The following is a 12,829-nucleotide window of genomic DNA, read 5'->3' as shown; positions in this document are numbered from 1 at the left end:
CCCGCCCGCAGGGCGGGGCAGCCCCAAAAAAAGATCCTAATACTCAGGAGTATCTAGACTTTTGGGATCGGGCAAGAGTTGCCATTCCTCGGCGCTAATGGCTCGGCCAACGCCAATTTCAGTTTCTGTGCGCAAATCTAGCTCAAAAACGGGATAGGCCCGCAGATAGGCCGGATGTCCCTCTGGAATTTTGGGCAGGGGCAAGGGCATAAATTCCTGCTCATTAAAGAGGCGAATACGGTCTAGCCAAAGGCGATTATCGGGACCTAAATTGGGGCCCGACCAAGTCTGAAGCTCCGGGTAGTAGTCGACCTTAGTGATGATATATTCTCGGCCAGCCCAGTTTTTAGGATTGAGCTGGTTTTTTTTGTATGCTCCTTCTTCATCATAGCCCCGCAAACAGTAGGTATCCTTGGCCAAATGTAGGCGTAACTCGATATGGATGCACTTGCGTTTTGGACCAATATTTTGCCCGATAAAACGATCCAAACTATCCGATAAAAAGCCCTCTAAAAAAGGCAGCGCCCGCCGATATTCTGAAGGCACCAGCTGCGAAAAACGCTGCAGCAAGGCCTCTCGAACCCCATTGAGCAAGGGCTGGTCAAATTGTGCTAAAGAGAAGGCCGGCGGCCGCTGCATCAGATCGGCGGGGGCGCTGCTATAGCCCAGTTCTCTCAAAATTCTGAAGCTGCAGTAGGCCGCATAACGGGCCTCATAGCGACTAGCCGCCTCCGAGGCAAAGCCCGCAAAACCCGAAAGGCCCAAACCGGGCAGCTGAAGCAGGCCATAGGGCTCTTTTTCCGAGCGGTAAAAGTCAAAGGGGGCAATGCCCACAATTTTGGCCTTTTGTTCTTTGGCCAGCAAGCCCAGCCCTAAATCTAGGCCCAAAAAGCTCAAGGCAAGGTCCCAAGCGGCCTGCTCTTCCGCCTTGATTTTTTGCTCCTCTACATAGGCATAAAGGCTGTCCCAAAGCGCCTGCGCATCTTGCCAGGGCAATTTATCGGCAAAAAAGGCTTGCTCCTCACTTAGGATTCGGCTGAGCTCTTGGCTCAGCTGCAAATAGGCCGGCGGCAGGTAGAGCCCCTGACGCAATTGGGCCAGCTTTTCTTCTATAAATTGCCGAAGGACCTGCCGCTCTTGGGGCGGAAGCTGTTTGCCCGAATACTGTAGTTTTTGATACTGTCGGAGCTTTTTGCGCTCCTCAAAACGATCCACCACCGCCTTGATTTTGCGCCATTCTCCCTGCTGAGATTCATGCAAAAGGGCCGAGACTAACTTGGGCAATTTGTCGCCAATTCGGGCCAAAGGCGAACGTGCGCCCCATTTGGCTCGACCAGTCAACCAAGAACGCTGCAGCCCCAATACCTGCGTAGAGCCCTCCTGAAAATCCTCCTTAATTTCGCCCACAATAGGATCGACAAAAAGCATCAAGCGGTCGTAATCTGGTCCGCCCTTATGCAGCTGGTCCAAATAACTACCCAGCCGCATGGCCTCTCGAATCGGCTCATTATTAAACATTCCACCATCTACATAGGTAAAAATATGGCTGTCTTCTGCCGCCAAGGCTTCTGGCCAGCGGTCCTGCAATTCATGCCGATACCGACGAAGGCGAACAGGCTCAAAAGCCAAGGGAAAAGCCGCCGAGGCAATACAACTAGCCGAGAGCTCTTGCCAATAGGCCATATTGAGCAAACTGCCCATTTCTTTTTGTTGCCCCTTATTTTCATAGCAGTAGGCTGGCCCCAAATGAAATTGCCGCCAAGGAATAGGGTAGTGGTGGAAAAACTCCTCTTTGACCTCCCCAAAGTTGAGGTCAAAGCAACGCAGTTCCGCATGAGATTTATAGACTTCGGCATCATTGAGGGCCGAGCCAAAAGGCGATCCCTTTTGACTGCCTTGCAAGTTGAGGGCCTGCAAATTACTTAGGGTACAGGCAAAAAGAACCCTTGGGGCCAAGAGCCGCCGCTGACTGACTACGGGCTGCTGCTGCGGAAAACCAAAGTAGCGATGACCCATTTCATCTATATAACTGCGGTCCAATAAACCGGCCTGCGTCTTTACTTTTTCTTTGTTCTGAGCCAAGAGTTCGCCTAAATTGACCTCCTTGGCCCAGATGTGCTCTTGTAGCTTCTGAACGCCCTGAATGGCCAGCAAATCCTCAAACTTTTCAGGCTGCTCGCCCATCATTTTATAGGCGGCCTCCCCAAATTGACCCAGCAGTTCTTGCTGCAATTCCTGCCGAAAATGAGGGTAGGAGTTATAGCCCAAAAACTGATATTGATCTCTAGGGCTGGCCAAACCCCTAAGCATAATTCCCAAACTAATGGCCCCCGCACTAGAGCCCGTGAGCACATCAATTTCAATGCGGGTATAAGGCCGCTTTTGCCCAGCAGTATCCTCATATTCCGCATAAACTAATAGCTGCTTAATCGATTCGCAGAGCGCAGCCGAAGAAAAACTGCCCAGAGAGACGCCACCTCCCATAATAAAACCTAGGCGCAGAGTTTTAGACATCATCAATCTTGTTTTAAGGGGATCGTTTGTTTGTTATTCAATGTAGGCATTTCAGGCAGAAAAAAGGAATTTTATTTTTTTCTAAACTATGTGAGTTGCTTTTTTGGGGCTGCCCCTGCGGCCTTCGGCCTTGGGTCGGGCTGTGTCAGGGCTCGCAGGTCTGCTCGGCCCTGCGCAAAATTTCGCTAGGCTCATTTTGCTGGGTCTGCGGCTGCGCCGCCCCCTTATCCATCCCTCAGCCAGATTTAATCGCGCTGCTTTAAGTGAGTGCGTTTAAATTTGGCTATTGCCTGCGGGCCTCTAGGACCACCAGAAAATAATAAGATGTTATTTGATTTTATTAGGCCGTCACTTATTGGGCCTAAGATGGATTAAATTAAGATGCCTTCCCCCATTTAGCTATTTATTTTTGATGTCCTGCTCAATTAACAGTATTTAAGTAGGTTTACTTTGAATTGAGCAAAATGTTTTTTAATAGATTAAGCTGTATACTTTAAAGTTCATCATTTTTACTGAAAATATTTTTTTGAAGAAAGGAACCAAAAGCTATAGATTTGCATCTAGTACAAAGAAATTTATTTTAACACTTTTTTTAGAACTAGAACCATGCAAAAAATGCAATTCTGGGCCCTTCTTCTGTTCCTGCTTATTGGACAAAAGGGTTGGGCGCAAGATTTTGACGATTACCGCTGTCTGTCGGCTAGCGGTGAAGTCCCCGAACGTTTTCTACTCAGCTCAGCACAAAAGTATGAGTTAGGATTGGCCCAACTAGATCCGGGCTTAAGCAACAAAGACCGTAAAACTCAGGCAAAGTTTCAACAACAAACTATTTACAGCATTGATGATTTGCTCCGCTCGGGCAAGGTCCTTTTTGGTACGCCCGTCAATGATTATGTGAATAAGGTCGGAAACCGCCTGCTAGAGCATACTCCAGAGCTCAAAGGCAAGGTAGATTTCTTTGTTATTCGCTCTTCTGCAGTAAATGCTTTTGCTACCGCCACTGGGGTGGTTTGTGTCAATATGGGCCTTTTGGCCCAGTTGGAGAATGAGGCCCAGTTGGCCTTCGTGCTTTCTCATGAATTGATGCACGTACAAAAACAACATAGTCTAAGCCAGTACGAAAAAGACTTGGCGATTCTAAAAGAGAGCAAGCAAAGAAGTCTGTTCAAGAAAACAGACTTTAATAGCGCCCTCTTGGAGTCTAACTCTTATTCTAGAGAGCTCGAATTTGAAGCGGATAAAGGGGGCTTAGATATTTTCCTGAAAACCCAGTACAGCACAGCAGCCCTCAAGTCGGCCTTTAGTCTACTCAATTACGCTTATTTGCTGTATGATACCACCGCTTTTGATCTTCAATATTTTAATGAGGGAAGCTGTCAGCTAGATCCCTCTATCTTTTTGCCCGAGGATAGTTTGAATGCTATTTCAGCCTGGGTCGATGATTCGGAAAATACCGATACCCTCAGAAGCACTCACCCCAGTACGCTTCGCCGTTGGGAGGTCGTAGAAGAGGCAATTTCTGGAAAAACCACTGGCGATCAATTTTTTATTGAGCCCAAGGCAGAATTTGAGCGCATCCGCAAAATTGCTCGCTTTGAGCTAGCCTCTTACTATTTACATAACTTCCGCTTTGAAGATGCACTCTATGTGGTTCAATTGCTACGCAAAGAAGAGCCCAATAGCCGTTACCTTAGAGAAGTAGAGGTTCAGGCCCTGCATGCTATCTCTCGCTTTAGCATGTATGAAGCAAGCAGCTTCATGAACAGTGATTATCGTCGCCAGCTAAAAACCTATAGCAAAATTGAGGGGGGGCAACAGCAGCTTTATTTCATGAGCAGTAACCTGCGTGCTGTAGAACTAGCTAGTTTGACCCTTTACAAGGCTTGGAAGTTGCAGAGAGATTATCCAGAAGATAAATACTTTGAGAACTATTATCGAGATGCGATCTATGTGCTGCAACAGCATGTTCCTAGCTTCGATCAATTGCCTGAGGCGATGACAGCGGCTGAAATTAAAGCCTATCTAGCCAAGGCCCCCGCCGAGCAAGAGTATGCTGTAGCAAAAGTGACCAAAGATAGTCTACCCAAAGCTTTGCAAGACGTAAAGCTCAAAACGCTGTTCAATAGTTATCGCAAAAGCTATGGCTATAGTGATTTGAATAAGGGCTATAATATTGCTCGCTATCTACTTTCAGACCTCTTGGTCGATGAGGCCTTTAAAACGGACTACGAACAGGTAGAAGACTATCATCAGCAATTGATGCAAAAAGATTCAATTGATCAAGCTCAAGCCCGAAAAGCAGATAAAAAAGCCAAAGCGCCAGGTTTGGGTATCGACTCTGTTCTTTATGTTAATCCGTATTTGTTAGCAGTTAAGAAAGCTCCCAAGTTTCTCGGCGAAACAGAAACAAGCCTAGATTTTGAAAAACGAGATGAAATCTTAACAAAGTTCTATGGCGAAGTGAATAAGGCTGCAGAAAAAGAGGGATTACATGTTCAAACATTGGATAACCGCAATGTAGAAGAGCTAGATGCAGAACGCTATGCCGAAGTGGCCACGATTAAGGACTGGCTTCGCTTCCGTATGAATTTAGACAGCCGCCATCACCCTATCTTTAACCAAAGAGAAGTAGATAGAATCTGTAAAAAATACGGCACTCCTTATATCGTTACCGGAGGATATATTCAACAGGGATATAATCGTAAAATCAATACGCCTATTCAAATTGCTGTTGCAGCTGGAGCAGTCTCATTTATTGCAGGAGCTATTATGTTAAATGCAGAAATGTCAAAAGAAGAGGACAGAAGTTTCGGTTTAAGTTATGCTTTATTGATAGCAGGGGGGGCAGCAATTGGTGTTGCTAGCTATGTCAATGCTGACCTGAAATTGGGTGTTGTTAGTGAGCAGCTTTACTTTAGCTCTATTTTTAATACCGCTAATTCGACCTATGAAACTATTGGTTTTTATAATAAAATAGGAATACCCAAGCTAGGTAGCCTGCCTAGAAGAATAAAAAGTCAAATTCGCAAAGACATCAAACGCATCAAAAAGCAAGACTAATAACCACCAAATATGAAATCAATAATTTGCAGCTTTTTGCTGCTATTTATAGGCCTTAGCCTTCAAGCGCAAGGCACTTACTACAAAAATATTGAGGCCTTACTAAAAGATGAAGGCCAAACCATTAAGGAAGTCAAAAAAGCTCGACTAGTTAGGTTTACCCTAGAAAAAAAAGAGTGCTTTGCCTATAACATTAAGGCTGAACTAGCCAATGGGGAAACACTCAAATCTATTTGGGACGTTAATCAGCTCGCCTTTTATAAAAAGGATGGACAACTCTATTGCCTAAAGCGTACACAAGTAGGCCTAAAGGTTAGAGACAAGAAAGTTACCCCTATCTATCAAGATGATTTCTTTGAGCTACAGACTATTGGCAACTTTTTCTACTTCAAGTTAGTCCAAACTCATCCTTTCATCAATGACTTTAAGAAAAACGCACAATTCAAGATCAAATCCTTTGAAAGCCCGCACTATAACAGCATGCTTTTCATGGGGGCGAACAAAATGACTTGGGGCCTAATTAAAAAAGATAAAATAATTGAAAGCCTTGAAGATATTGCCGAAATCAGCAATGTAGGCCGTGGCCTTTACCTCCGCTGCCTCAACTACCTAGAGCAAAAGGCCGAAAATGAAGGCCTCTCTATCGATGAAGTTTCTTTTAGCCTAAAAGAGTTTGAGGATATCCTCTTCAAATTTGAGCGCGGAGAAATCTAATCCTTTAAGCGTCCCTTTTGGGGCGCTTTTTTTTTGCTTTTTTGGGGCTGCCCCTGCGGCCTTCGGCCTTGGGTCGGGCTGTGTCAGGGCTCGCAGGTCTGCTCGGCCCTGCGCAAAATTTCGCTAGGCTCATTTTGCTGGGTCTGCGGCTGCGCCGCCCCCTTATCCATCCCTCAGCCAGATTTAATCGCGCTGCTTTAAGTGAGTGCGTTTAAATTTGGCTATTGCCTGCGGCCCTGTAGAACGCAAATGAAAAGCGGGCTGGCTTCAATACTGAAGCCAGCCCGCTAATTACTTAAAGCGCTCTATAATAATAGCATTCATTCAAAACTTCTCGCTCAAAACTGGTCCCCTTATACTGTTTAAGGGCTTTGAGGTAGTCTTTGTGTTTGCTTTTCTTGACATTATCTTCCCAGTCCCAATAATGCCCCAAAATATGCGGACGGCTAAGCTCTATCTGCGCGCCCAAATAATTCAATTGGGCCGCAAGTTCGTCATTGATGTCTGCCGCCTTTAAGCCAATTTCTACATACTTAATGGCTAGGTCGGGATTATAATATCGCTGCCGCTCCCAACTCGCTCCCGCAAAGCTTTTGGCCAACTTCTCCTCTTTGCCGAAGTCGTACCAGGCCGAATGCCCCCCATTATCACTACTGTAATAAATGGCCGGACGATGCCAGCCCGCTGGACCAATATTGTAAAGGGCTTGGGCCAAAATATAGGCATACTCTCCCCGCTGAGGAATATTACTCTCGGCTTTTTCCTTCAGCTTTTTGAGCGTCTTTGCAAAGCTGAGCAAATTGTAGTCCTGAGCCAAAAAAGCATGCTCCTCATACATCCGATAGATGTTCTGCTGCTCAATATCAAAATAGTAGGCGGCAGGATTTATCTTGCTGCTAAAAATAGACTTATCCAAGTAACTAGAGTTAAAGCTAGGGCTGCTGGCCTGAAAGGCTTTACTACAACTACTCAGGGCCGAAATAGCCTTGTCCAATTCAAAGCGCTGCAAGTGATAAACGCCACGCATTTCCTTAATCTGGTCTACAGCATTTTCCCCAATGCGCTTTTCTAGCAAGTAGTTGTCAAAGTAGTTGGACCAACGGGCCTTGTTCACCAACTGCTCAAAGCTGCGGAGCAAAGGCGCACTGAGCTGGTCCTTGGCGGCCCGCAAATTGTTTTGCACCAAAAAGGCCCGAGCATAATCGCCTTGTTTGTAGAATTTTCCAGCAAAGACCTCTTGGGTAAATTGCTTCAACTGATATTGGTCCTTAAAGAAGGGGTTGCGCTCTAGTTCTTTCCAGAGCTGCGCAGCAGCGCCCATGTCTAAGGTTTCCAAACTAGCCAATTGGGCCACAAAATGAATGCGTGCGGCTTCGGCTTGCATTTGGTCGCTATAGTTTTCTTTGCTGGTCAAACGCATGGCCTCATCAAAGTTGCCCCCAAAGAGCTGTATATAGGCCATGGCCAATTGCCAAAGCTGTGGACGGTCTAAGTTGGGTTGGGCCAATTGCTGTTCCAATTGTTTTTCTAAGCTCGCCAGCTCTTGGCGGTGCTGGGCCTGCATTTCAGGGTAGTTCTTGTATTCATTGTAGCCATACTTAAAGGCTTTGCCCTCCAAATGCTCAAATAAACGGCTCAAAAGCAGCTCGGCTAAGGGACTGTTGGGGTTGATCTTGAGTACACGCTCTAGCTCTTTGCTAATATTGCCCCCATGAACCAAGGCCCGCATGCTATAAAAGGCTGCTTTTTCTTCTTCGGTTTCGCAAAGGGCCAAGCCCTCCTCCCAATTGGCGGCCAGCTTTTGCGCAAAGCTATTGAGACTAGAGGCCCGGCGGTCGGCACAATGCGTAAAAACAGCCGCAAAGCCATGGCTGGCTTTGGCCCCCTCTTCGCCTCCAGCCTTATATTCTAGGGCGCGGTAATAGATGTAGTTTTTTGGTCCTTGGGCAAAATAACGATCAAAGTATTCGGCGCAGCTTTTTGGTCCTAAGGTATAAAAGGCCAAACGAACAAGCTGAAAGCCATAGCGCTGACGAATAAAGTCTAGACGAGCATTATCTGCCGCCTCTTCGCCAGTAGTCAATAGGCGAGTTTGCTTTTTGCGCTCTTTCTCATTAAGGTCCCAGCTATAGGTTTTTTGTCCTGTATGTAAGGCGGCCTCTTTGGCAAAGCAAAGGTAGTCGGCCATCTCTTTTTTGAGCTGTCGGTCCTTTTGCCAAGCTTGCAAAACAGAGTTGCCCGCAGCCGCTAGCTCCAAACTCCTGCGGTCTCGGCCATACTTATAAATGGTCTCTACTGGGGTTTGATAGATGAGCTGCTCTAAATCGGTAATCGTAACTTCTTGGCCAATTTGCTGCTGCCAGTCGCTTAGGTTGTGATTGAAGTTTTCATTGCGGCCCCGCCAAAGTCTGGGCTCATAGTCTAGTAAATAACGAACGCCCAAATCAGTGGATACTCTGGGCTCGAAAAAGCGAAAATGATAGTCTCCATCATCAAAATAACAGAGCTGGGGCCGTTGATAGAGCCCAAATAAGCACAATAGGGTTAGAAAATAACGCATGGGATAGTTTTATGTATATAATGAGTAGTAGTGGCCTTGGCGGCGGGCTTGGCCCAGCGCTGCGGAGTGGGTGGCCGAAGGCCAGACCAAAGGCAGGCGAAGCCTGCCTGCAGGGCCGAACAGGCCTGTGAGCCCCGCAGCATAGCGGCGGCCGAGCTAGGCAAAGCCTAGCCGGCCGCGGGCCCCAAAATATTATTCAAAACAACGAATATATAAGGGTTCTGACTCGATCTCATTGCTCCAATTACCCGCTCGGTCTCGGATCATAATGGTATAGCTTAGTGAGTCATAGACATTGGGAATATTGCTACAAAGGACAGGGAAGCCCGGAACCATACAGCAAACTGTGCTAATATCCACTTCCACCTCTCCAGAAATGCCATTGGCCACCCCTTGTTGCGGAACATAGGGCATGACGTAGTAGATGCTGTCTTGGGTCCGATTGTCAATGATAATCATGTTGTAGGTAGTATCATTACCCGATTTCCCAATGTCGCCATCGCCATCGGTAAAGTTGACGATGAGTTTCATCTGCCCAGTAAATTGTTGTAGGGTGTCTACCGAAAAACGGTTCCAGCTAATCTGAGGTTCTTCTGGAAAAATGGGGGCTGGCTCGCAGGCCCAAAATAGACTGAGCAAAAGCCCAAGGCTAAAGAGCGCAAAAACAGATTTATTCATAATGCTAGTTTATTGGCAAAGCAAACGAATGGGGGGGCAAAGCAGGCGATTACTCGCTTGGCCCGCCTGATCGATCAATTGCAGTTCATAAGAAAAGTCTTCATTAAAGACGCTAGGATGTGGCCCGCAGTTGGGGACCGTATCCTGGTAGATACAACAAGCCGAGTAGACAATCAGTTGCAGCTCGCCCTCCTGCGTTTGGGGCGAGTTGGGGTCTAGCGGAAACTGATAGCTGGCCAGCCGTTGGCCCGTTCTGGGGTCGTAGATAAAAATATTGTCGCCTGATTCATAGCCCAAATCTCCTTCCAAATCTTGGTAGGCAAAACGAAGTAGTATAGAATCTTGGCCATTTTGAACTAAACTCTCTTTAGAAAAGCCTAGAAATTCTATTTTTGGCACCGAAGGCAGGTTGTCGTTCTTTTGGCAGGCCGTAAAGAGGGCCAGAAAAGCGATAAGCAATAGAAATCCTTTCATAAAAAATAGGAAATAGTTATGAGTTCAGCCGATGCTTGGCGAGAGGAGTTATGGACCGCAATTGGGCAGATGCAGGCCCCTGATTTGCCCGAAGTAGCCCTGGCGGTTTTTCGCTATCAATATACACATAATTTGATCTATCGGCAATGGGTAGATCTTTTGGGCCGAAAGCCCCAAAACGTAAAGCAATTAGAGGATATTCCCTTTTTGCCCATCTCTTTGTTTAAAACGCAGCGGATTGCGGCAGGGGATTGGGCCGAAGAAGAAGTATTTAGTAGCAGCGGGACCACAGGGCAGCAGCGCAGCCAGCACTTTGTTCGAGAACTAAGCCGCTATGAAGAGCAATCGGTCCGCTGTTTTGAAGAACAATATGGCCCGCTCTCCGATTACCGCATTCTGGCCCTTTTGCCCTCTTATCTAGAGCGGCAGGGCTCTTCCCTAATCTATATGATCGAACATTTTCTCAAGCAGGCCAAGAGGGGCAGCGGCTTTTACCTCTATAATATAGAGGAGCTGCGCAGGCAGATGCAAGCGGCCAAGGCTGCCGGCGAAAAGGTTTTGCTTTGGGGCGTGAGCTTTGCCCTGCTCGATTTTGCCGAGGCTGGGGGCTTTCCTTTAGGCCCTCAAGATATTGTGCTAGAAACTGGGGGCATGAAGGGCCGCCGCAAGGAGATTTTGCGAGAGGAGCTGCATGCTATTTTGGGCCAAGCCTTTGGCGTCAAGCAGATTCATTCGGAATATGGCATGACCGAGCTTCTATCGCAGGCCTATTCTCTGGGGCAGGGCATTTTTAGTCCCCCCGCCCAAATGGGCATTTATATCCGTGAGCATAGCGACCCCCTACATATATATAGGGAGCCGCAGCGCAATGGGGCCGTCAATATTGTGGACCTCGCCAATCTGGATAGCTGCGCCTTCATGGCTACCGACGACCTAGGCCGAAAATATGCCGATGGGCGCTTTGAGGTCTTGGGCCGCCTCGATCAGTCGGATCTTAGAGGTTGCAATCTGTTGGTAGAACTCTAGGAGGATGTTTTGGGGCCTCAGCTGCGGCTTCGCCTTGCTGCGCTACGCTTCAGGGCTCGCAGGTCTGCTCGGCCCTGCGGCCTGACGGCCTTGGTCTGCGGCTTCGCCGCCCCCTTTCGCATCGCTAGGCCGTTTGGCCTTCGGCCATAGCTGCAGCTTAAAAGCCGCAGCCAGATTAGGATCCAATCAGCTAGCTCTTTATTGCCCCTTGGCCTGCAGCTTAAAAGCCGCAGGTCCTGAAAAACCTAAGCCCCTGCCTTCTATCCTGGAAGCAGGGGCTTTTAAGCTCCTGCGGCGAGCAAGATGATGGCCCAACAAGCTTGGCTGCGGCCTTTAGGCTGCAGATAGCGGCGCAGCCGCCATGGCCGAAGGACAAATAGCCCAACAAAAGAGACTGTTTAAAATTTTGTGTATGGGCTAAAAAAGGGGTAAAGATTAGGAGGTTTAATATCAATTTAATTACTTAGAAAAAAAGTACCGCTATGGACAAGAAACAAGAAGAGTTATTAAACCGCCTACTAGGAGATGTGAAGAACATTGAGGAGCTAGACAAGCTAACAGATGACCTCAAAAAACGAGGAATTCAAAGTTTGTTAGAAGGAGAAATGTCAGCGCATTTAGGGTATGCTCGTGGCGAAGAAGTCCAAGGAGAAAATCGCAGAAATGGCCATTCTTCAAAGAAGATCAAGACGGAAAGTGGCAAATTACAAATAGAAATACCAAGAGATTGAGAGGGTAAATTTGACCCTGTAACGGTCCCCAAACACAAGTCGATGACGGCTAAGCTAGAGAGTGTGATTACACTATTGTATGCTAAAGGTATGAGCCTGTCTGATATAGTAGAGTATATGGATGAAATTTATGGGCAGCAGTACTCTAAGAGTCAAATTACAACCATTACCAATAGCCTCTTAGATAGTATTCGAGAGTGGCAAAATCGGGTTCTTGATGAGAAGTATGCGATTCTTTGGATTGATGGGATTCACTATAAAATTAGAGAGGATGGGCAGATTAAAAGCAAGGTTTGTATGATTGTACTTGGGGTTAATTTAGCAGGCTATCAAGACATTATTGGCATGTATCTCTTTGAAAAAGAGACTGCTGCAAATTGGGCCACAACTTTGAATGACATTAAAACAAGAGGGGTAAAGGATGTTTTATTTATCTGCTCAGACAATCTAGCTGGCTTGGACCAAAGCGTTGAGGCCGTCTTTCCTCAGGCAGCTCATCAAATTTGTGTGGTCCATCAAATTCGCAATTCTATGAAGGTTGTCGAAGCCTCTAATAGAAGAAAAGTGGCCAAAGATATTAAGCTCATTTATACAGCTCCTAATGAAGCTGAGGCCAGAAATCGGCTTCAAGATTTTGAAGAAAAATGGGGTGATCGCTATCCTTACATCATTAAATCTTGGGAGAAAAACTGGGACAATCTCACTGTCTTTTTATACTATCCTCAAGAAATCAGAAAGCTTATTTATACCACAAATATTATTGAAGGCTTTAATGCTGGCCTGAGAAAATATACCAATAACAAACGCTCATTTCCAAATGATGCTGCGGCCATAAAATCTATCTATTTAGCCGCTATGCAAATTCAAAAACGATGGAAGGTCAAACGAGCTGGTTGGACCAAAGTTTTCAGCCAGCTTTGTGTCTGTTTCCCTGACCGGGTCATCTAAATTTTACCACTCGCCTCCTAGTCTCTATTGACCAAATTTTATTCTGATACACAAAATCCTGAACAGTCCCCAACAAAACCTTTACGCCCTATTCTGCAGCTGCAAAACGGCATCCTACAGTTGC

At 46.6% G+C, this 12,829-nt stretch carries 7 protein-coding genes and 1 pseudogene; 4 read left to right on the top strand and 4 right to left on the bottom strand.

What is annotated here, in order from left to right:
• Positions 1–36: 36 nt before the first annotated feature.
• Complete coding sequence (locus SGRA_RS01015; protein ID WP_245538610.1) at positions 37–2,517, bottom strand: patatin-like phospholipase family protein; 2,481 nt, start codon at positions 2,515–2,517, stop codon at positions 37–39.
• 603 nt (positions 2,518–3,120) lie between these two features.
• Here SGRA_RS01015 and SGRA_RS01010 point away from each other — a divergent pair.
• Positions 3,121–5,574: a M48 family metallopeptidase gene (locus SGRA_RS01010; protein ID WP_014373226.1), complete on the top strand. Its 2,454-nt coding sequence runs from the start codon at positions 3,121–3,123 to the stop codon at positions 5,572–5,574.
• A 12-nt stretch (positions 5,575–5,586) separates the two neighbouring features.
• A complete protein-coding gene (locus SGRA_RS01005) occupies positions 5,587–6,288 on the top strand; it encodes a hypothetical protein (protein ID WP_014373225.1) in 702 nt (233 codons plus the stop codon).
• A gap of 295 nt (positions 6,289–6,583) precedes the next feature.
• Here the strand turns inward: SGRA_RS01005 and SGRA_RS01000 are convergent, their stop codons facing one another.
• The 3 genes from SGRA_RS01000 to SGRA_RS00990 all read right to left on the bottom strand — a co-directional run bounded on the left by SGRA_RS01000 (position 6,584) and on the right by SGRA_RS00990 (position 10,000).
• Positions 6,584–8,848 carry a hypothetical protein gene (locus SGRA_RS01000; RefSeq protein ID WP_014373224.1) on the bottom strand — a complete coding sequence of 755 codons (2,265 nt, stop codon included), beginning with the start codon at positions 8,846–8,848 and terminating at the stop codon, positions 6,584–6,586.
• Between the two features lie 192 nt (positions 8,849–9,040).
• Complete coding sequence (locus tag SGRA_RS00995; protein ID WP_014373222.1) at positions 9,041–9,526, bottom strand: hypothetical protein; 486 nt, start codon at positions 9,524–9,526, stop codon at positions 9,041–9,043.
• A 9-nt stretch (positions 9,527–9,535) separates the two neighbouring features.
• The gene (locus SGRA_RS00990) at positions 9,536–10,000 is read right to left on the bottom strand and encodes a hypothetical protein (RefSeq protein WP_014373221.1); all 465 of its coding nucleotides are present in this window, start codon (positions 9,998–10,000) and stop codon (positions 9,536–9,538) included.
• Between the two features lie 18 nt (positions 10,001–10,018).
• Between SGRA_RS00990 and SGRA_RS00985 the strand changes: the two genes are divergently transcribed.
• Both SGRA_RS00985 and SGRA_RS00980 read left to right on the top strand, forming a co-directional pair.
• Positions 10,019–11,026 (top strand): long-chain-fatty-acid--protein ligase, encoded by a 1,008-nt coding sequence (locus SGRA_RS00985; RefSeq protein ID WP_014373220.1) that lies wholly within the window; start codon positions 10,019–10,021, stop codon positions 11,024–11,026.
• 482 nt (positions 11,027–11,508) lie between these two features.
• Positions 11,509–12,705 (top strand): annotated as a pseudogene (locus SGRA_RS00980) (IS256 family transposase).
• Positions 12,706–12,829: the final 124 nt, after the last annotated feature.

Origin of the sequence: Saprospira grandis str. Lewin, assembly GCF_000250635.1 — a bacterium.
Lineage (GTDB): Bacteria > Bacteroidota > Bacteroidia > Chitinophagales > Saprospiraceae > Saprospira > Saprospira grandis.
This window is presented reverse-complemented; position numbering and strand designations above follow the sequence as displayed.

Excerpts from the sequence above, each read along its gene's own strand:
- SGRA_RS01015 (WP_245538610.1), bottom strand. The coding sequence starts at position 2,517 with ATGATGTCTAAAACTCTGCGCCTAGGTTTTATTATGGGAGGTGGCGTC.
- SGRA_RS01010 (WP_014373226.1), top strand. The coding sequence starts at position 3,121 with ATGCAAAAAATGCAATTCTGGGCCCTTCTTCTGTTCCTGCTTATTGGA.
- SGRA_RS01005 (WP_014373225.1), top strand. The coding sequence starts at position 5,587 with ATGAAATCAATAATTTGCAGCTTTTTGCTGCTATTTATAGGCCTTAGC.
- SGRA_RS01000 (WP_014373224.1), bottom strand. The coding sequence starts at position 8,848 with ATGCGTTATTTTCTAACCCTATTGTGCTTATTTGGGCTCTATCAACGG.
- SGRA_RS00995 (WP_014373222.1), bottom strand. The coding sequence starts at position 9,526 with ATGAATAAATCTGTTTTTGCGCTCTTTAGCCTTGGGCTTTTGCTCAGT.
- SGRA_RS00990 (WP_014373221.1), bottom strand. The coding sequence starts at position 10,000 with ATGAAAGGATTTCTATTGCTTATCGCTTTTCTGGCCCTCTTTACGGCC.
- SGRA_RS00985 (WP_014373220.1), top strand. The coding sequence starts at position 10,019 with ATGAGTTCAGCCGATGCTTGGCGAGAGGAGTTATGGACCGCAATTGGG.